15 protein-coding genes are annotated in these 20,132 nt (G+C 66.9%); 3 read left to right on the forward strand and 12 right to left on the reverse strand.

Annotated features, from left to right (window positions below):
* The first annotated feature begins 6 nt into the window (after window positions 1-6).
* Window positions 7-1,560, forward strand: coding sequence for a tripartite tricarboxylate transporter permease (locus SI859A1_RS01950; RefSeq protein WP_009208191.1), 1,554 nt, complete (start codon window positions 7-9; stop codon window positions 1,558-1,560).
* A gap of 71 nt (window positions 1,561-1,631) precedes the next feature.
* Complete coding sequence (locus SI859A1_RS01955; protein WP_009208192.1) at window positions 1,632-2,345, forward strand: GntR family transcriptional regulator; 714 nt, start codon at window positions 1,632-1,634, stop codon at window positions 2,343-2,345.
* A 10-nt stretch (window positions 2,346-2,355) separates the two neighbouring features.
* On the opposite strand, the gene SI859A1_RS01960 is transcribed toward SI859A1_RS01955, so the two are convergent.
* The 5 genes from SI859A1_RS01960 to SI859A1_RS01980 all read right to left on the reverse strand — a co-directional run bounded on the left by SI859A1_RS01960 (window position 2,356) and on the right by SI859A1_RS01980 (window position 7,725).
* Entirely contained in the window at window positions 2,356-3,216 is an 861-nt protein-coding gene (locus SI859A1_RS01960; RefSeq protein ID WP_009208193.1) for a 3-hydroxyacyl-CoA dehydrogenase family protein, read from the reverse strand.
* Complete coding sequence (locus SI859A1_RS01965) at window positions 3,216-4,136, reverse strand: dihydrodipicolinate synthase family protein (RefSeq protein ID WP_009208194.1); 921 nt, start codon at window positions 4,134-4,136, stop codon at window positions 3,216-3,218. The genes SI859A1_RS01960 and SI859A1_RS01965 overlap by 1 nt, the downstream gene beginning before the upstream one ends.
* 73 nt (window positions 4,137-4,209) lie before the next feature.
* Entirely contained in the window at window positions 4,210-5,340 is a 1,131-nt protein-coding gene (locus tag SI859A1_RS01970) for a mandelate racemase/muconate lactonizing enzyme family protein (protein WP_040326163.1), read from the reverse strand.
* Window positions 5,341-5,659: 319 nt separating this feature from the next.
* Window positions 5,660-7,051 (reverse strand): sensor histidine kinase, encoded by a 1,392-nt coding sequence (locus SI859A1_RS01975; RefSeq protein ID WP_009208196.1) that lies wholly within the window; start codon window positions 7,049-7,051, stop codon window positions 5,660-5,662.
* On the reverse strand, window positions 7,048-7,725 hold the full coding sequence (locus SI859A1_RS01980) for a response regulator (protein ID WP_040325023.1): 678 nt from the start codon (window positions 7,723-7,725) through the stop codon (window positions 7,048-7,050). Before SI859A1_RS01980 ends, SI859A1_RS01975 begins: the two co-directional genes overlap by 4 nt.
* Window positions 7,726-8,051: 326 nt before the next feature.
* On the opposite strand from SI859A1_RS01980, the gene SI859A1_RS20670 reads away from it, so the two are divergent.
* Window positions 8,052-9,110 carry a phosphatase PAP2 family protein gene (locus tag SI859A1_RS20670; RefSeq protein ID WP_161600100.1) on the forward strand — a complete coding sequence of 353 codons (1,059 nt, stop codon included), beginning with the start codon at window positions 8,052-8,054 and terminating at the stop codon, window positions 9,108-9,110.
* Window positions 9,111-9,154: 44 nt separating this feature from the next.
* Here the strand turns inward: SI859A1_RS20670 and cysG are convergent, their stop codons facing one another.
* Genes cysG through SI859A1_RS02020 form a run of 7 tightly spaced genes read right to left on the reverse strand, consistent with a single transcriptional unit; the run spans window position 9,155 to window position 20,064 of the window.
* Entirely contained in the window at window positions 9,155-10,660 is a 1,506-nt protein-coding gene (gene cysG / locus SI859A1_RS01990) for a siroheme synthase CysG (protein ID WP_009208198.1), read from the reverse strand.
* Between the two features lie 52 nt (window positions 10,661-10,712).
* On the reverse strand, window positions 10,713-13,433 hold the full coding sequence (locus SI859A1_RS01995) for a nitrate reductase (protein WP_009208199.1): 2,721 nt from the start codon (window positions 13,431-13,433) through the stop codon (window positions 10,713-10,715).
* A 14-nt stretch (window positions 13,434-13,447) separates the two neighbouring features.
* Window positions 13,448-13,792 (reverse strand): nitrite reductase small subunit NirD, encoded by a 345-nt coding sequence (gene nirD, locus SI859A1_RS02000; protein WP_009208200.1) that lies wholly within the window; start codon window positions 13,790-13,792, stop codon window positions 13,448-13,450.
* Complete coding sequence (gene nirB, locus SI859A1_RS02005; protein WP_040325025.1) at window positions 13,789-16,233, reverse strand: nitrite reductase large subunit NirB; 2,445 nt, start codon at window positions 16,231-16,233, stop codon at window positions 13,789-13,791. Before nirB ends, nirD begins: the two co-directional genes overlap by 4 nt.
* An 11-nt stretch (window positions 16,234-16,244) precedes the next feature.
* Window positions 16,245-17,180: a GAF domain-containing protein gene (locus SI859A1_RS02010; RefSeq protein ID WP_009208202.1), complete on the reverse strand. Its 936-nt coding sequence runs from the start codon at window positions 17,178-17,180 to the stop codon at window positions 16,245-16,247.
* The gene (locus tag SI859A1_RS02015) at window positions 17,177-18,943 is read right to left on the reverse strand and encodes an ABC transporter ATP-binding protein (RefSeq protein WP_009208203.1); all 1,767 of its coding nucleotides are present in this window, start codon (window positions 18,941-18,943) and stop codon (window positions 17,177-17,179) included. Before SI859A1_RS02015 ends, SI859A1_RS02010 begins: the two co-directional genes overlap by 4 nt.
* A 26-nt stretch (window positions 18,944-18,969) precedes the next feature.
* A complete protein-coding gene (locus SI859A1_RS02020) occupies window positions 18,970-20,064 on the reverse strand; it encodes an ABC transporter permease (protein ID WP_009208204.1) in 1,095 nt (364 codons plus the stop codon).
* Window positions 20,065-20,132 lie beyond the last annotated feature (68 nt).

Here is a 20,132-nt window from a genome sequence, read left to right on the forward strand (position 1 = left end):
ACCGTCATGCCTGAATCCTTCCTCTGGATCGGCCTGGCCAATGTGGTCGACCCGGTCAATCTGCTGGCGATCTTCGCGGGCGCCCTTATCGGCATGTTCGTCGGCGCGATGCCCGGCCTGTCGGCGACCATGGCCATCGCGCTCCTGCTGCCGCTGACCTATTCGATGCGGCCCGAAACCGGACTGGCCATGCTCGCCTCGCTGTATCTGGCGGCGATGTATGGCGGCTCCGTCGCGGCGATCCTGCTGCGCACGCCGGGAACGCCGGCGGCGGCGGCCACGGTCCTCGACGGCTATCCGATGGCGCAGAAGGGGCTCGCCGGCAAGGCGCTCGGCCTGTCGCTGACCGCGTCGCTGATCGGCGGCGTCATCTCCTCGATCGTGCTTCTCACCGTCGCGCCGCTGCTCGGCCGGGTGGTTCTGAATTTCGGCCCGGTGGAGATTTTCGCGGTCGCCGTCCTCGGCATCACCATTATCGGCTCGCTGTCGCAGGGATCGGCGATCCTCGGCCTGATGTCCGGTGCGATCGGGCTTTTGATCGCCACCGTCGGCATGGACCCGACGACCGGCACGCCACGCTTCACCTTCGGGGTGCTGGACCTCTTCGGTGGCGTCAATTTCACCGTGGCGCTGATCGGCCTGTTTTCCATTCCCCAGGCGATCCGGCTGATCGTGCAGGGCAATTCCAACCAGGACGAGCGCGTCTCCAGCGTGCGCGACCGGATGCTGCCGACCGGCGCAGAGTTCCTCAAGCTGCTGCCCAACAGCATTCGTTCGGGCTTCATCGGCGTCTTCGTCGGCCTCATCCCGGGCACCGGCGGCGATACCGCGTCCTGGTTCGCCTATAACGAGGCCAAGCGGTTCTCCCGGCACAAGGCAGAGTTCGGCACCGGCTATCCGGCCGGCATCGTGGCGCCGGAAGCGGCCAACAACGCCGTCGTCGGCGGCGCGCTGATACCGACCATCTCGCTCGGCATTCCAGGCTCGTCCTCCACGGCGGTGCTGCTGGGCGGGCTGATGGTGCACGGCATCCTGCCCGGGCCGTCTCTGATGACCGAGCATGGCGACGTCACCTACACGCTGCTCTGGGCCGTGATGTTCGCCAATATCGCGCTGTTCGTCGTCGGCCTCCTGTTCACCCGCGCCTGCATCACTGTCACCAAGATCCCCAACCGCGTCGTCGGCCCGATCATCGTGGTCCTGTCGGTGATCGGCTCCTTCGCCATCAACAATTCGGTGTTCGACGTCGGGCTGATGATCGCCTTCGGCATGGTCGGCTACGTTTTCGACCAGTTCCGCATCCCGACGCCGCCGCTGGTGATCGGGCTGATCCTTGGCCCGATCCTCGACACGACGCTGCAGCAATCGATGCTGATCGGGCGCAACGACTGGATGATCTTCCTGCAGAACCCGATCTCGGCGACCCTGCTGGCCGTGGCCTTCCTGTCGATCCTGCAGGCAACGCCCTTCTTCGGCTCGCTGGCCCGGCTGTTCCGCAAGCCGGCGGCGGCCAGGACCGTCTCCTCGGTGGAGGGGGACATTGCGGGGAGCCGCGACTGACACCATCGTCAGTTGAGCAAACCTTCTGGCCCCGTTATGCGAGGCCGATCGATCGCAGGAGTTGCCAATCCATGTCCAGAACGGCTGCACCCGGCAACGCTGACGAGGCCTATGCAACGACCGCCGCGGGCCGCCAGAGCGGCGAGGAGGCATCGCTGGAGATCGCCGGGCAGCTGGAGGAAGACATCGTCTTCGGTCGCCTGCATCCCCGTGAGCGGCTGATCGAGGAAGACATCTCCAGCCGGTTCCAGGCCAAGCGCCACGTGGTGCGCCAGGCGCTGATCGAACTGGAGCGGCTCGGCCTGGTCAACCGGGTCCGCAATCGCGGCGCGGTCGTGCGGCTCTACAGCGAGGCCGAGGTCGAGGACATCAACGCGGTACGCGAGCTCCTGGAATCCCATGCGGCATCGCTGATCGAGCTGCCGATGTCCGATGACGCGATTGCCGAGCTCGAGGCGATCCAGGACCGGCATTCCGGGGCGATCGAGGCGGAAGACCGGCGCGGCGTGTTCCGCTCGAACATCGAATTCCACCAGGCGCTGTTTGCCCATTGCGGCAATGCGGCGCTGATCGAGGCGATCAACAGCTTCGCCCAGAAGTCGCACGCCTATCGCTCGATCTTCGTCAACGACAGGGGCTATCTGCTGTGGGCCGCCAACGCGCATCGGGAGATGATCGCGGCGATCCGCTCGCAGAATCGCGCCGAGCTGATCGCGCTGTGCCGGGCGCATCTCGCACCGGCGAAGAACCATTACATCGAGATGTTCCGCACGCGCTTCACCTGAGCGCTGTGATTCAGGCCGGGTCGTCCAGATGGGCGATCAGGCGGCGCAGCCGCACGGCGGCAGCGGCGATCTCCGCCCTGGCGTCGCGCCCGTCCCAGTCGTAGAAGCCGCGGCCGGCCAGCGCGCCGGTCTCGCCGCGCTCCAGCATGGCCTGAACTGCTTCATTGGGTTCGGCATCGTGGCAGAGGTCCGGCACGATGCTGCGCTGGGCCAGGATATGGCCGGTGAGGCCGGCGAGATCCTTCTGCTTCAGTAGCCCGGCGATGCACATGCGGGGCCCCAGCAGCCAGCGCGCCGCCCGGTCGATGTCCTCGACGCTGGCCAGCCCCTCGGCCATCAGATGATAGGCCTCGTGCAGGATCGCGTGCTGCAGGCGGTTGACGACCGCGCCGGGAACCGGCCGCGGCACGACGATGCTGTCCCAGCCGGCCGCGCGCAGCAGCGCAAGCGCGGTGTCGACCGTCGCCGGTGCCGTCTCGGCGACGCGCACGCTTTCCACCATTGGCAGTTCGTCGGCGGGGTGGAACCAGTGGATGCCGAGGAACAGATCGGGCCGGGCCAGCCGGTCGGCGATGTCCTGCAACGGCAGGCCGGAGGTGTTCGAGGCCATCAGCGGGACCGAATCCGGCCCGTAGCGCGCCTCCACCGACCGGAAGAAGGCGGTCTTCAGCGCCAGATCCTCCGGGATCGCCTCCACGACCATGGCCGGCGGCTCCTCGGGCAGGGCGCCGACGAGTTCGACGCCCGTCGGTGCCGGGCGCGCACTGGCGGGATCGCTAGAAACGAGAAGGGTCCGCTCTCCCGAGCGCGCAAAGCCCGCGGCGATCGCCCGGCCCATCGTGCCGGCCCCGACAACGACGACGCCGGTCATCAGGCTGCGTCCCGGCGGCCCCGCATGGCAATGCCACGGCCGTCCAGCATCTGCGACAGCGACGCCAGATCGGCGTCGCTCAGCGGGGTCAGCGGAGGGCGCACCCGCTCCCAGCCCCGTTCGCCGGTGGACAGGCCAATCGTCGCCTTCAGTGCCGGGATCATCGGGAAGGCGGCGACGGACTTGCGGAAGTCGGTGATCGCCGCCTGGCGCTGGTCGGCATCGGCGGCCTGCCAGTTGGCATAGACGTCGTGAATGGCGGCCGGATTGATGTTGGCCGTGGCGCTGATGCAGCCGGCGCCGCCGGCCCGCATCGTGTCCAGCAGGAAGGCCTCCGATCCTGCGAAGACGGCAAAATCGTCGAAGCCCACGATCATCGCCCGGGTGTTCTCCCAGTCGCCGGAGGAATCCTTGATGCCGGCGACCGTGCCCGGATAGGCCTTCAGCAGCCGCTCGATCAGCGGCAGCGAGATCGGGACCTGGGCGACCGGCGGGATATGGTAGAGATAGACCCGCAGCCGAGCATCGCCGACGCGCTGGATCACCTCGCTGTAATAGGCGAAGAGGCCGTCGTCGGAGACATTCTTGTAGTAGAAGGGCGGCAGCATCAGGACGCCGGCGGCCCCGCCGGCGACGGCCGCCTTGGTCAGCTCCACCGTCTCGGGAAATGCCGAGGACGCCGTGCCGGGCATCATGCGGGCCGGGTCGAGACCCGCCTCGAAGGCAGCCTCCAGCAGCGACCGGCGTTCGGCGACGGCCAGCGAGTTGGCCTCGCTGTTGGTGCCGAAGATCGCCAGGCCGCACTCCTGCGACAGGAGCCAGCGGCAATGGGCAAGCCAGGCCGCCGTATCGGGACGCAGCTCCGCGTCGAACGGTGTCACCACGGGCGACAGAACGCCCCTCATCGCATCGGCTGGCATGGTCTTCTCCCCCTCCAAATGCGGCATCGGCCCCGCGGTCGTCCCTGTCGTCGTTCCCTCGCGAAAACGGTGCTTACGCCCAGTCGTCGAGGGCGAAGGCGTCGAGGGCCTTGTCGTCGAAGTCGAAGCCGAGGCCCGGCTCGGTCGGCAGGATGAGACGACCGCCCCTGGTCTCGAGCTGGCGGTCGATCAGCCGGCGGAAATTCAGCACCTGATCGTCCGGGAAATATTCGACGAACTGGCCGTTGGCGGCCGAGCCGACGAGATGGACGTGCAGATCGTGGAACCAGTGCGGGCACAGCTTGACGCCGTAGCTCGCCGCGGTCGCACCGATGCGGCGATATTCGCTGATGCCGCCGCACACGGCCGCATCCGTCTGCAGGATCGCGGCGGCATCCTGGTCGAGCAGTTCCTTGAACCGCCAGCGGCCGGCCTCGATCTCGCCGGTGGCGACAGGCACGCGCGTATTCTGGGCGAGGCGGGCGTGGTTGGCGATGTCGTCCGGCGAGAACGGCTCCTCGATCCAGTAGGGGTCATAGGGCTCGTAGCGATCCATGAAGCGCAGGCAGGTCGGCAGGTCGCTCCAGGCATTGTTGGCGTCGAGCATCAGCAGGACGTCGGGGCCGATCGCCTCGCGGGCGGCCTTGATGCGGGCCTCCTCGCCGGCGGGATCGAGCCGGCCGACCTTCATCTTCACCGCCTGAAAACCCAGCGCGACATAGCCGGCGAGTTCCTCGCCCAGCGCCTCGGGCGACTTGCCGTCGAGGTAATAGCCGCCCGACGCATAGGCCGGCACGCTTTCGTCGTGATAGCCGCCGAGATAGCGGTGCAGCGGCATGGCGACGGCACGGGCATTGCGGTCCCACAGGGCGATGTCGAGGATCGACAGCGAGCGCATCAGCGAGCCGGCACGGCCCTGCAGCAGGCCCGACGCATACATCTTGTCCCACAGGCCTTCGACGCGGGTGGCGTCCTCGCCGATCAGGAGCGGCGCGAAAAGCTCGCGCACGCCCCGGGTGACCAGACTGCCGGCATCGCTGCCGCCATAGCAGAAGCCGATACCACGGACGCCGTCGTCGGTGGTGATGCGGGTGACGGCATAGTCGCGGTGATGGACCTGGCGGGTCGAGAAGGAGGTCGGAGAATCCAGCGGAACACGGATCGTCCGCGCCTCGACGGTCCGGATCGTCGACGGTCTAGCCATGGTCATCTCCCGTTTGGTCACCCCTTGCATAAACGCCCGCGGGTCATTGTCAAACGGATTGTTGACAATCCAGGGGGTGGATCATGTCGCTGGAGCCCATGTCGGGCTTCCGATGATGAGGGGCGGTCTTGGTTCAAGGCACGGGAGAACAGACGCTGCGGACCAATACCGGCCTGGCTCTAATGGCCCCTGGATCAAGTTCGGGGTAGGCCAATTCCTTAAGCAAGTCGAATTCGACTGGTCAGCATCGATAGAAGAATAAACTACAGCACAATTTAGATTGGCGTCGGCGACTTTACGATCGATGGTGCAACTAGACTTATCCGGATTCAGAGCTTCGGTCCAAATTGAAGGCCATTCCAAACGTTGCGCCGCTCGCCGCGGGCTCTCGACTGAAGGTGCCTCCCATGCGCCGCATGGCCGTTTCACATATCGAAAGTCCGAGTCCGCTTCCGGAACGAGTGTCGTCATTGCCCCGAACGAAACGTGCAAAGCTTGAACGGGGAAATCCCCGTGGCAAGCCTGGGCCCGTATCGGTGAATAGAAGCGTTCCGTCGCTGGAGATGGAAACCCTTACAGTGTTACCGGGCGGCGTGTGTTTACGGACGTTATCCAAAAGGTTCCGCAGGATTAGTGCGATCAGCGTCGGGTCGCCGATTATCCGGACAGGTAAGTCCAGGCCGTCCGCTTCAAGCGACCATCCGGCAGACACCAGCCGCGGTGCCGCCTCCTGCAGGACCTGGGCGACTGTCTCACCGAGGTGGAGCGATTGTAGGGAGAAGTCCGAACTGCCATCCAGTCTGGCGATTTGCAGCAGCTGCTCGATCAGACGAGCCATCGCATCGATGTCCTGCATGGCCGCATCCCGGTCCGGGGCAGATGCAAGGCCTTCCAGCCGAAGCTTGAGGTCGGCAAGCGGCGTTCTAAGCTCATGAGCCGCATGGATCGAGAAATCGCGTTGAGCAACGGCACCGGCCCTTATGCTGTCCAAGGCATGGTTGACGGCGGCAATCAACGGCTGAACCTCCGCGGGCGCCGATGAGCCGGCAAGCCGCTGATGCCCCAGATTGTCAAAGGTGATCCGTTCGGCCTGCGCGGCGACTCGCCGAAGCCCCATCAGACTGAAGCGAACGATGCTCACCGCAGTGATCACCATGACGACAAGCATTGCCAGCGCCGCCCACCCCAGCTCTTCGAGAGATTGGGCAAAGAAAGTGTTGGTCAGGGCGGTAACATCCGAGCGCGATCGCGCCAGCCGGAGCCATACCCCGAACTCCGGCACGTAAAGTTCGGCGATCAGGACTGGTCCGGTGCCGTCGAGCGTCGGTCCGCTCGAAAGAACCGGTTCCGGGTCTGCCGGTCCAGGACGTCCGGCCGGAGCGTTGGCGTCGGAGCGATCCACTACCGTCCCTGTCGCATCCGTGACGGTGTAGCCGTAGACTGGCCGTGTGCCTGACAGAAGCCCGGTATAAGGCGGGTCAATCTCTGATGATGGCTCCGCCGGCCGGTCAAATACGATCGTGCCGCCAGGACTGCGTCGAAGCAATCCCGCCCATTCCTCGACTTGAGTGGATAGCCCGCGTTCTTCAATCGCGAATTGGCCGCGCGTGAACTCCAGGGACAGGATCGTACCGGCACCAATCAGGGTCAGAACGGATATCACCGTCACGACCACCGCGAGCCTCACGTCGAGGCGATAGGCCCGTCTCATGGTCGGGTCTCGCACAGGATGTAGCCCAGGCCGCGCAGCGCCTTGAGTTCGACCGTCGCCCCGGCCTCCGAAAGCTTCCTGCGCAGCCGATGAACCAGCGTCTCGACCGCGTTGTCCGACCAGTCCTGGTGAAGGGCATAGAGATGCTCGCCCAGCATTCGCTTCGGAGTCACGCGGTCGCCGGCACGGATCAGCTTGTCGAGGGCGGCATGTTCCTGAGCGGTCAGCCTTACGTCTCGATCAGCCACCGTCAGACTTGAGCTGTGAGGATCGTAGAGAAGATTTCCTATCCGCAACTCGGTCGCCGTGATTTCCGGCGAGCGTCGTCGCAGTGCCCTTATTCGTGCCAGCAGCTCTTCGGTCGCGAACGGCTTGACGAGATAGTCATCAGCCCCCGCATCCAATCCAGCCACCCGGTCCCCAATCTCGTCCCGCGCGGTCAGCATCAACGTCGGCGTCCGCAGGCCGGCGGCGCGGGCAGACATGACGAGCGCCCGCCCATCGCCATCGTCGAGCATGACGTCCACGATGCAAAGGTCGTATGCCGCTATTTTCCACGCCGCCTCGGCGTCCGCGACAGTGGCGAACACATCGACCGCATGACCGGCCTCGACAAGCCGCCGCCCCAAGGCCTCGGAAAGCAGCCGATCATTCTCGACGACCAGAATTCGCATCACGCCTCTTCAGAACCCCGGCTCGAGAACCCGGCTCGGCTGGTCAACATGAAGCGTTCACTCAGCTGACGGGCTGTGCGTATTCCGAGGAGGTCGCCCGGACATTGCGAGCCTGGATTCCCTGGGCTTCCGGGATGGTGTCCCCCGCGCTCTCGATCGCCGATTGCCTCTAATTTTTCCTGTCACCCAAAGCTTGTCCCGTCAATCTCTCCATGCGGGTCCAAGGTGCGCTTGCGGCATGCTGTCGTCGGGGAATCCAACGCGGTCGGCGTTCTGGGCGAGGCGATCGAGCATGGCGGCGGCGTAGATCCTGCACCGATGGCCCCGTGGCCCATCTGGCTGGCGACGACGGTCGATGCACGTCCAGCTCGGTCTTCGAGAAGGCAACGAAGCAGCCTCAAACAGGCCAGCAGCACATCCCCGCCGGGCGACTTCAAATCGGAACGGCAGGCCATCATCCCGGGATCGCCGGCGACATCGCTCGAAATTCGTGGAGCGGCGAAAGCTTGTTCCGCCGGAGTCACGGCGGCGAGGGATCGCCACACGCGAGCCAGTGCGACCAGCTCGTGCGCTGCTCAATTTCCGCGGCTTCGTCGAGCACCTTGCAGGGGTCGAACCTGCAAGTTTTCTGCAAGTTAGCCAGCGCATGCGCCGCGGCTATGAGCGCACCCCCATCCAGCCCCGTTTCATCGCGCGCGAAATCGGACCGTCTGATTATCGCGTTCCTGATCGCCATTCTGGTAGCCAGCATGTTCTTCTGGATGTTTCCAGGACTCGACCTAGTCGTGAGCCGCTGGTTTTTCAGCCCCGGCGACGGCTTCACCTCGCCCAGCAATTCGAAACTGCAATGGCTCCGCAGGAGTTCTCGTTGGGCACTGGCCGGGGTTATTGTCGTTATCTTGCTCCGCATACTCCGCGATACCATCAACGGCGCCTTGACCTGGTCAAGGGTGCGGAAGCCGATCTGGCTGCTGGCCGGCTTAGCTCTTGGGCCGGGCCTGCTTGTGAACGGCCTCCTGAAGGGGCACTGGGGCCGACCCCGACCCATCAACGTCGATGTCTTCGGAGGGGACGCAGTCCACCAGACGGTCTGGGTCATCAGCGATTGGTGCGATCGAAACTGTTCGTTTGTCAGCGGAGAAGCTTCCTCGTCAGCCTGGCTCGTCGCTGCGGCCCTGGTGACGCCGAAGCCCGTAAGGCTGGCTGCGACAGCAGCGACGCTTGTCTATGCCGGAGCGTTATCGTTGAACCGGATCGCCTTCGGCGGACATTTCCTTTCGGATGTTGTCCTCGCCTGGCTGATCTGCGGGCTGGTCTTTGCAATCCTTGATCGGCTTATTCCGGGCACGGCTTATCCTTTCCGCCCAGGCAGTAACCATACCTAGCCGAGCCGCGGGCGGGTTTTGGTCCAATCTCGCAATCAGGATCATCAACCGGCGTCGAAGAAGGCCTCCAGATCATGGGGGGCGCCGGGAGGCTCATGCCAAGCGCGGTGTGCCTCTCCGGTGATCGCGTATCCGCGTGCAGGAGCGATGGTAGTGGCGGACCGCGCGCGCTCCGCAAACACCCGGCCGACACCGATCAGGATCGGGCGGTCGACGCCGATCCTGGCGACGATGGCGCCGAGGTCGGCGAGCGTGCCGGCGGCGCGGGTTTCGTCGTCGCGCGACAGATTGGCGGCGACGGCGACCGGGGTCGTGGCCGGCAGGCCGTGATGGATCAGCCGCTCGGCGATCTTCGCCGCCATCCGGCCGCCCATGTAGAAGACGGTGGTGGCGTGATCGTCGGCCAGCGCATGCCAGTCGAGGTCCTCCGGCAGGCCGCCCTTCTTGGAATGGCCGGTGACGAAACGCAGCTGCTGGGCCCGGTCGCGATGGGTCAGCGACACGCCGAAGCTCGCCGCCAGCGCCGAAGCGGCGGTGATGCCCGGCACGATGGCGACCGGAATGTTCTCGCGCGCCAGCTCGTCCAGCTCCTCGCCGGCCCGGCCGAACACCGACACGTCGCCGGATTTCAGCCGCACGACGTGCTTGCCCGCCTTGGCGAAGCTGACCATCATGGCGTTGATATCTTCCTGGCGGCAACTGTCGCGGGCGGCGCGCTTGCCGACCAGCATGCGCCGTGCCTCGCGGCGGGCGAGCTCCAGGATCTCGTCGGAGACGAGGTCGTCGAACAGGATCACATCGGCCGCCTGCAGGGCGCGGACCGCCTTCAGCGTCAGGAGTTCGGCTTCGCCGGGGCCCGCCCCGACCAGGGTGACGCGGCCGCCGGCCTCGGGCGAGCGCGCCAGATCGTCGATGAAGCCGCCGGCCGCCGCCTCGGCCGCGGCGTCCGGCAGTTTGGTGGTGAAGGCGCTGTCGGCGAAGCGCTCCCAGAAGGCACGGCGCAACGGGCCCGGCGAGAGCCGCTCCATCACCGCGCCGCGGACCCTGGCGGCCAGGGCCGCCCACTGGCTGAGCGCCGGCGGCAGAAGGGTCTCGATGCGGCGGCGGATCACCTGGCCGAGGATCGGTGCGGCGCCGTCGGTGGAAATACCGATGACCACCGGCGAGCGATTGACGATCGTGCCGAAGCGGAAGTCGCAATAGGATGGCTTGTCGACGACGTTGACCGGCACGCCGGCCGCCCGCGCGGCGCAGGCGAAAGCCTGGCCCTCGGCGAGGCTCTCGGTATCGCCGACGGCGATCGCCGCTCCGGCGAAGACATCGGTCGCCCAGGGCCGGTCGTGATGAATGATCACGCCGGATTCCGGCGGCACGGCGAGAAGCTCGGCCATCTCGCCATCGATCCCGTCCGCCGGGACATAGAGATCGACGAGGGCCCCCGCCGAGGCCAGGAGCTCGACCTTCCATGCCGCGCCCGGGCCGCCCCCGGCCATGACGACGCGCTTGCCCGCTAGGTCGAAGAACACCGGCAGGCTCGCCAGCGGACCCATGCGCTGCGAGCGCTGCGGGAGCCGTTCGGTGTCGTTCCCGGCGAGGGGCGGCTTACGCCGTGTTTGCAAGCCGTGCATCATCGATGATCCCCTTGATCTCGCTGCGGCAGGAGCCGCAATTGGTCCCTGCCTTCAACGCCGCGCCGACAGCCTCGACGGTGATGGCCCGGCCGGTGGTCACCGCCGTCGCGATCTCGTTGACGCCGACGCTGAAGCAGGAGCAGACGATCGCACCGGGGTCCGGGCGGTCGGCACCCCCGCGCCCGGCCAGCAGGCGGAAGCGGTCGCGGACAGCGTTGTGCGCGTCGCCCAGCTGCCCCGCCGCCCAGACGCGCGAGACGGCGACGGGGTCGCGCGCAATCCAGAGCGCGCCGATCAGCGCTTCACCGTCGAAGGCGGCAAAGCGATGCGCACCGGTCGTCGTGTCGTGGAACGCCAGCATCTGCGCCCTGTCCGGCGCCTCGAGCAACGCCGTGGCGAAAGCGCTCGGGTCAGCCTGCGGCGCCAGGCCTGCCAATTCCATGCGCCAGCCGGCCTCGGCCCGCGCCAGCGCGAAATAGTCGAGGCCGTGCGGATCGGGCCGCGACCGCGTGATGGCAAAGCCGAACCAGACGGCGGGGAACGGCGCGATCGACACCTCGGTGGCCTTGAGACCAGGCTGGCCGGAGACCGGATCGACGGCCGGTGCGACCACCGCGTCGATGCGACCGCTGCCTGAGAATTCGTCGCTCCAGTGCATCGGCACGAAGACCGAGCCGCGCGATTGCCGGTCCGTGGTTCGGCAACGCACGATCGCCGCGCCGATGCCGGATCGCACGGTGACGAGGCCGGCTTCCGCGATCCCTTGCGCTGCGGCGTCTGCCGGATGGACGTCGACGAAGGGCTCTGCGACATGGGCCGAAAGCCGGGCCGAGCGACCGGTGCGGGTCATCGTGTGCCAATGGTCGCGCACACGCCCGGTGTTGAGCAGGAACCGGCCCTTGCCCAGCCGGCGCCGGGGCGCGACGTCGACTGCCACGAAGCGGGCGCGCCGGTCCGGGTGGAAGAAGTCCCCGTCGCCGAAGAAGCGGCTGCCGTCGTTCGCCAGAGCCGCCGTCGCTTCGACCGAGGCGTCGCCGGATCCGTGCGACGTGACCGTGCGGGGCTGCGGCCACTGGACAGGCGGCAGGGCGTCGTAGCCGCACTGGTCGAGCCCGGCGAGCGCGCCGATGTCGAAGTCGCGCTCTCCCGCGTTGCCATAAGCGGAGAGCCGCGCGTGTTCGTCGAAGACGTCCGCCGCGCTGGCATGGGAAAAGCCGTCGGCGAAGCCCATGCGGCGGGCGACGTCGGCGATGATCGCCCAGTCGGGCCGGGCCTCGCCGGGAAGCGGCAGGAAGGGGCGCTGACGCGATATCCGCCGCTCGGAATTGGTCACCGTTCCGTCCTTTTCGCCCCAGGCCGCGGCGGGCAGGGCGACATCGGCGAAGGGCAGGGTATCGTTGCGAGCGACGACATCGGAGACGACGACGAAGGGGCAGGCGGCTAGGGCGGCCTTGACCGCGTCAGCATCCGGCATCGACACCACGGGATTGGTGCCGATGATCCAGAGCGCCCTGATCCGGCCGTCGGCGACGGCGCGGAACATGTCGACCGCCTTCAGGCCGGCACGGTCGGGCATCGCCCGGGCGTCCCAGAAGTCTCGCACCAGGGAGCGGTGCGCCGGGTCCTCGATCGCCATGTGCGCCGCGAGCATGTTGGCCATGCCGCCAACCTCTCGCCCGCCCATGGCATTGGGCTGGCCGGTCACCGAGAAGGGACCCATGCCGGGTCGTCCGATGCGGCCGGTCGCCAGATGGCAGTTGATGATCGCGTTCACCTTGTCGGTGCCCGTCACCGACTGGTTGACGCCCTGGCTGTAGACCGTGACGACCTTTTCGGTCCTGGCGAAGAGCTCGTAGAAGGCCTGGACCTGACGGCTGTCGAGACCGGTGGCCTCCGCAACATGTGGCAGCCGCATTCCGCGGGCCCGGCGCAGCGCCTCGACGAAGCCGTCGGTATGCCGGGCCACATAGTCGCAATGGATCGCACCGGCCTCGGCGAGAAACGGCAACAACCCGGCGAAGAGCGCCGTGTCGCCATCGGCAGCGATCGGCAGATGCAGATCGGCGAGATCGGCGCTTGCCGTACGGCGCGGATCGACGAGCACGATCTTCATCTGCGGGCGCGCGGCTTTGGCCGCCGCGATCCGCTGGTAGAGCACCGGATGGCACCAGGCGAGGTTCGAGCCGACGAGGACGATCAGATCGGCCTGTTCCAGGTCCTCATAGGTGCCCGGCACCGTGTCGGAGCCGAAGGCCCGGCGATGGCCGGCGACCGAGGAGGCCATGCACAGGCGGGAATTGGTGTCGATGTTCGCCGAGCCGATGAAGCCCTTCATCAGCTTGTTGGCGATGTAGTAATCCTCGGTCAGCAACTGGCCGGAGACGTAGAAGGCGACGGAGTCGCGCCCGTGTTCGGCGATGGTGGCGGTGAAGCGTTCGGCGACGCGCGAAAGCGCGTCGTCCCAGTTCGCACGTGCGCCGGCGATGGTCGGGAACAGCAGCCGTTCCTCCAGCCCCAGTGTTTCACCGAGGGCCGAGCCCTTGGAGCAGAGGCGGCCGAAATTCGCCGGATGAGCGGGGTCACCGGCGATCGCCACGCTGCCATCTGGACGCGGGGTTGCCAGGACCCCGCAGCCAACGCCGCAATAGGGGCATGTCGTCCGGATGGTGGTGTCGGCCGGTCGTTCGTCCATCGCGCGGGTCCCGGCTATTCGGCGGCGAGGACGAGGGCGGGTTCGTCCAGCGACAGTTCGATGTCGCCGGTCGGCGGGTCGACCCGCACGGCGAAGACCCGCACCCGACCTTCGTCGGGCCCGGCGGCGATCCCGCTCTCCAGCGAGAACACCATGTTGTGCAGCGGGCAGGTGACCGAGGCGTCGTGGACGATGCCCTGGCTGAGCGGCCCGCCCTTGTGCGGACAGCGGTCCTCGGTGGCGAAGATGCCGTCATTGGCGGTCCGGAACACTGCGACGCGACCGAACGGCGTGAGCACGCAGCGCGCGCCGCGGCGGGGAATGTCGGTGACCGCTCCGATGCGATGCCAGCCGGTCATTCGGCAGCCTCCAGGGTGAGATCGGCCATCGGGCGGAACTCGTGGCTGGCGCGCGCGCCCGAGGCCCGCTCCGACCAGGGGTCGGTCTGGCTGAAGGTCTGGCTATGGACGAAGGCTTCGTAATAGCCGCGCCGCCGCGCCGCATCCTCGACGATGACGGCGCGGATCGAGTCCATGCCGACCCGCTTCAGCCATTTGTACATGCGCTCCAGATAATGGCCCTGCTCGCGATAGAGCTGGACGAGGGCGACGATCATCTCCAGTGCCTCGTCCTCGGTCTTCACCTGCGTGAGGATCTCGGTGCCCTTGATGTCGAGCCCCGCTGCACCGGCGAACTGGATCTCGTAGCCGGCGTCGGTGCAGATCACGCCGACATCCTTGCAGGTCGCCTCGGCGCAGTTCCGGGGGCAGCCGGACACCGCCATCTTCACCTTGGCGGGCGTCCATGAGCCCCACATGAACTTCTCGATCCTAACGCCGAGGCCGGTGGAATCCTGCGTGCCGAAGCGGCACCAGTCGGTCCCGACGCAGGTTTTCACGGTGCGCAGGCCCTTGGCATAGGCGGCGCCGGAGACCATGCCGGCGGCGTTCAGATCGGCCCAGACCGCGGGCAGGTCCTCCTTCTTCACGCCGAGGAGGTCGATGCGCTGGCCGCCGGTGCACTTGACGGTCGGGATCGCGAACTTGTCGGCGACGTCGGCGATCGCCCGCAGTTCGTTGGCCGAGGTGATACCGCCCCACATGCGGGGCACGACCGAATAGGTGCCGTCCTTCTGGATGTTGGCATGGACCCGCTCGTTGATGAAGCGGGACTGCTTGTCGTCGACATAGTCGCCCGGCCAGTCGGCGATCAGGTAGTAGTTGAGGGCCGGCCGGCACTTGGCGCAGCCGCAGGAGGTCTTCCACTCCAGCTCCTGCATGACCTCGGGGATCGACTTCAGCGCCTTGGCGCGGATCAGCCGTCGCACGTCGCCATGGCCGAGATCGGTGCAGGGGCACATCGGCTTGACGGCCGCAGGATTGAAGGCGGCGCCCAGGGTCAGCGCCATGAGCTGCTCCACGAGCCCGGTGCAGGAGCCGCAAGAGGCGGACGCCTTGGTTTGGGCCCGCACCTCGTCGATGCTGGTCAGCCCGCCCGCGGCAACCGCGCCAGTGATCTTCGATTTGCATACGCCGTTGCAGCCGCAGATTTCCGCATCATCCGGCAAGGCTGCAACGGCCGCCATAGGGTCCAGGGGGGTACCCCCTTGGAAGGACTGGCCGAAGATCAGGGTTTCGCGCATGTCCGATACCGGGGCGCCGTCGCGAATGAGGTCGAAGAACCAGTTGCTGTCGGCGGTATCCCCGTACATCACGGCGCCGACGAGCCGGTCGTCCTCGATCACCAGGCGCCTGTAGACACCCTGCGCCGGATCGCGAAGGACGATCTCCTCGCGTTTCTCGCCTTCGGCAAAGTCGCCGGCGCTGAAGAGGTCGCATCCCGTGACCTTGAGCTTGGTCGACAATTCCCTGACCGCAAAGGCGTCCGGCTGGCCGAGTAGCGACTTCGCCAGCACCCTGGCCTGATCGTAGAGCGGGGCGACGAGGCCGAAGAGCGTGCCGTCGAACTCCACGCATTCGCCGACGGCGTAGATATCGGGGTCCGACGTCTGCATCTGGGCGTTCACGACGATCGCGCGGCCGATGTCGAGACCCGCATCCCTGGCGATCTGCGCCGCCGGGCGGATGCCGACCGCCATGACCACCAGATCCGCCTTCAGGGTTGTCCCGTCCGCCAGTTCGACGCCTTCGACACGGTTCGTGCCGAGAATCCTCTGGGTCGAGGCGCGCGTCATCACGGTGATGCCGCGCTTTTCCAGATCCTTTCGCAGGAGATAGCCGGCCGCCTCGTCGAGCTGACGCTCCATCAGGTGACCCGACAGATGCAGGACGGTGACCTCCATTCCGCGCAACCGCAGCCCGGCCGCCGCTTCCAGGCCTAGAAGCCCGCCGCCGATGACGACGGCATGGCTGCCGGGCGTGCCGGACGCCTCGATCATGGCGTGGGTGTCGTCGAAATCGCGGTAGGTGATGACCCCGGGCAGGTCCCGGCCTTCCACCGGCACGATGAACGGGACCGAGCCGGTGGCGATGATCAGCTTGTCGTAGGGCACCTCGCCCTTCGCGCCGGTGACGATCTTGCGCTCCCGGTCGATCGCGACGACCTTCTCGCCGAAGCGGCAGGTCACGTTGTGCGCGCCGTACCAGTCCTCGTCATGGGTGACGATCTCGTCATAGCTCTTCTCGCCGGACAGGACCGGCGACAGCATGATGCGGTTGTAGTTGCCGCGCGGTTCCGCATTGAACAGCGTGACCGCGTAGGCGTCCCGATCGGCCTCGAACAGGGTCTCGAGCACCCGGCCGGACGCCATGCCGGCACCGATGACGACCAGTTTCTGCATGAACGTTCCTTTCAATAGTACCAGGCGACGACGTGGCTGATCGTTCCGTCGCGATAGATCGGAACAGCCACCATCGATGCGTAGCCGGCGGTCAGAGCGGGATTGTCGTGCTTGACGGCGGGGATGCCGGTGCCCAGCACCTCGCCGATCGGCCCCTGCCAGGCCGCCACGCGCGCTTCGTTCTCGTCGTCCCAGAGCGGTCCCTCACGTTGGCAGATGCCGTCGGCGAGGACCGCCTCCCTGGCGCCGGCCGTTCCGGCGGCGCGCGCATTCCACAACTCGAACCGTTGAGCGATCGGCGTGCCGCGGGCCGAAAGCAGTGTCAGGACATAGGTCCGGTCGCCCGGCACGGTGATCGGCAGGCCAAGACCTGTGGTCAGGCCGGCCCTGCCGGCGCTTTCGGCGCGGATGAAGCGGTAGCCCGAGCCGAGATCGCGCATCAGCATCGGCGCGTTCGCCGCCCATACGCCGCCGGGCAGGCCCTGTCCGCGGGGGAAATGCGTATGCTGCGAGACCCATTCGAAGTGCCGCGCCGCCCCGTAATAGCCGTCGTCCAGCATCATGAGGCCGTCGCTCTCGCGCCAGACCTCGATGGCGCCGGTGCGCGATTCGTCATCGGCGCACAGCACGACGATGACGGCCTTCAGGGCGCTTCCGGCAAAGATCGGCACGGCGACCGCGCAGGTCAGCCCCGCCGCCCTGGCGGCCTCGGCGCGCTGGAAATAGGAGCCGTCGAACTGCTTCAGCACCACCGGGCGGGCCTCGTCCCAGGCTCGGCCGGGCAGGCCTTCGCCCCTGGCGAAGCTCTGTTTCGCCGAAACGGCGGCGAAGGTGTCCAGCGTGCCGTAATTGCCGCTCGACCAGACCAGACGGTCGCCATCGGGCACCCACACTTCCGTCACCTCGACAAAGGCGCGGGTGGCGACTTCGGGCGCGATCACGCTCATGCCGCTTCCCTTTCCGCGCCCGCGGCCTTGTCGTCGGCGGTCGTCTCCGCGCCGCCCGCCTGTGGGCCGGGGCCACCCTTTTCGTACTCTTCCAGGAAGCTCAGGAGCTGTTCGCGATAGAGGTAGTAATCGGGATGCTCGAGCAGCGCCTTGCGGGTGCGCGGGCGCGGCAGGTCGACCTTCATGATCTTGCCGATCCGGGCCATCGGGCCGTTGGTCATCATCACGACCCGGTCGGCGAGGAGGATCGCCTCGTCGACGTCGTGGGTGACGCAGACGGTGGTCACCTGGGTCCGCTTCCAGACATCCATCAGGACGTCCTGAAGCTCCCAGCGGGTCAGTGAATCGAGCATGCCGAACGGTTCGTCGAGCAGCAGCAGTTTCGGCGACAGGGCGAAGGCACGGGCGATGCCGACCCGCTGCTTCATGCCGTTGGACAGGTCTTCGGCCCGCCGGTGCATGGAATCGCCGAGCCCGACGCGGTGGAGATAATGTTCGACGACATCGCGGCGTTCGGCCGGCGTCGCGTCGGGATAGACCCGGTCGACCCCGAGAGCGACGTTCTCCCGGGCCGTCAGCCAGGGCATCAGGGACGGCGACTGGAAGACCACCGCGCGTTCGGGGCCGGCTCCGCTGACCTCGCGGCCATCGAGGATGATGCCGCCCGACGAGATGTCGTTGAGGCCGGCGGCCATGGACAGGACCGTCGACTTGCCGCAGCCCGAATGGCCGATCAGCGAGACGAACTCGCCCTTTTCCATCTTCATGTCGAAGCCGTCGACGACGGTCAGCGGCCCCTTCGGCGTCGGATAGGTCTTGGTGACCTCGAAGAACTCGACATAGCCGCGCCCGATGGCGGACTGCGCTGCGCGGCGATAGGCGGCCGGAAGCTCCGGCATCGGTCCCTTCGCCGATTTCTGGGTGATCGGGACGACGTTGGGCAGGCAGACCGCTGCATCCGTGTCGGCGGAGGCATGGCGCCCCCGATCCATCAGATAGCCCGTGATCTCGCGGCGCAGGCGCTTGAATTCGTCATTGGCATTCATCGCCGAGCGGTCGCGCGGGCGCGGCAGTTCGACCGGAAAGGACGGCCCGAGACTGGCCTTCGGGCCCGGATCGAGCGGGATGATCCGATCGGCGAGCAGGATCGCCTCGTCGACATCGTTGGTGATCAGGATGATGGTCTTCTTCTCGACCTGGCTGATCGCGGCGAATTCGTCCTGCAGCTTGGCGCGGGTCAGGGCGTCGAGAGCCGACAGCGGTTCGTCGAGCAGCAGGATCTCCGGGCTCATGGCGAGAGCCCGTGCAACCGAGACACGCTGGCGCATGCCGCCGGAGAGCTCGGCCGGCTTGCGGTCGACGGCGTGTGCGAGACCGACCATGTCGATGTACCTGTCGACACGTGCCTTGCGGCAGGCCTTCGTCTCGCGGGCGAAGACGGTGTCGACCGCGAGCGCGACATTGCCGCGGACCGTGAGCCACGGCATCAGCGAATACGACTGGAAGACCAGCCCGCGCTCCGGGCCGGGTCCCGTCACCTGGGCGCCCCTCATCAGCACCTGGCCGGCATCGGGCCGGATGAGCCCTGCCAGGAGGGAGATCAGCGTGGTCTTGCCGGAACCGGAAAAGCCGACGATCGCGACGAACTCGCCTTCCGCGACCTTGAGGTCGATGCCGTCGAGGATCTCGGCGCGACCCGGACCCTCGCCGTAGGCCTTTGAGACATTCGCCAGTTCGATCATCGGGGAGGTGGCCATGGTCATGTCCTTTCGCGCCCGGGAAGGCCGTCTCAGCGGTTCGAGGTGAAGGTGAAGGCGGTCTGCAGGGCAGCCATGATCCGGTCGAGCATGAAGCCGACGATGCCGATGGTGATCACCGCGACGATGATCCGGGCCAGCGAATCCGACGAGCCGTTCTGGAACTCGTCCCACACGAACTTGCCGAGGCCGGGGTTCTGGGCCAGCATCTCGGCGGCGATCAGCACCATCCAGCCGACGCCGAGCGACAGGCGCAGTCCGGTGAAGATCAGCGGCATGGCCGAGGGCAGGACCAGCTTGGTGATGGTCTTGTGCGTCGGCAGCTGCAGCACCTTGCCGACATTGACGAGATCCTTGTCGATCGATGCGACGCCGAGCGCCGTGTTGATCAGGGTCGGCCAGAGCGAGCAGAGGGTGACCGTGATCGCCGAGACCACCATCGACTTCGGCACGGCGTCGGAGGCGTTCACGTAGAGAGCCGAGACGATCATCGTGACGATCGGCAGCCAGGCCAGGGGCGACACCGGCTTGAAAATCTGGATCAGCGGATTGAGCGCGCCGTTGATCGTCGCGGACAATCCGCAGGCGATGCCGACCGGAATGGCGATGATGGTGGCGAGCACGAAGCCGAGGAACACGGTCTTGAGGCTGGTCAGGATCTGTTCCGGATAGGTCGGGGCGCCGGTGTAACTGCGGGTCTTCACGCGGTCCGCCATGCCCTGTTCGACCAGCTTGGCATTGCGCGCGTCCTGTCGCTCGTAGAACGCCACCCGGTCCTGCCGGCCCCGCTGATAGTCGTCGTACAGCGAGCCGACCTGCTGCCAGACCTGAACCGGCCCGGGCACCGTGCCCAATGATGTCTGGACCTGCGGGGCGAGGGCGGCCCAGGCGGCGAGAAAAGCGACGATGCCGATCAGCGGCACGATCAGGCTCTGCCACAGGGCGCGCAGATTGCTGCGGGCATCGTCTCCAGCAGCGATCTTCATGACCGGCACGGACCAGCCGAGGCCTATCGCGGTCAACGGTCCGGTGGCGCGGGTGATCCGGGACATCCGCTTTTCGCGCTTCACTACCCGGCGCTCGGCGGGGGACAGCTCGTCGCCCATGAAATCGGAGGCGGTACTCATCGCTGGCGTTCCTTCGTCGAATGCTTCGGCGGCAAGGTCGCCGGGCAGCGGCTGCCCGGCGCGAGCGG

The sequence above is a fragment of the Aurantimonas manganoxydans SI85-9A1 genome, assembly GCF_000153465.1.
GTDB classification, from domain to species: Bacteria; Pseudomonadota; Alphaproteobacteria; order Rhizobiales; family Rhizobiaceae; genus Aurantimonas; species Aurantimonas manganoxydans.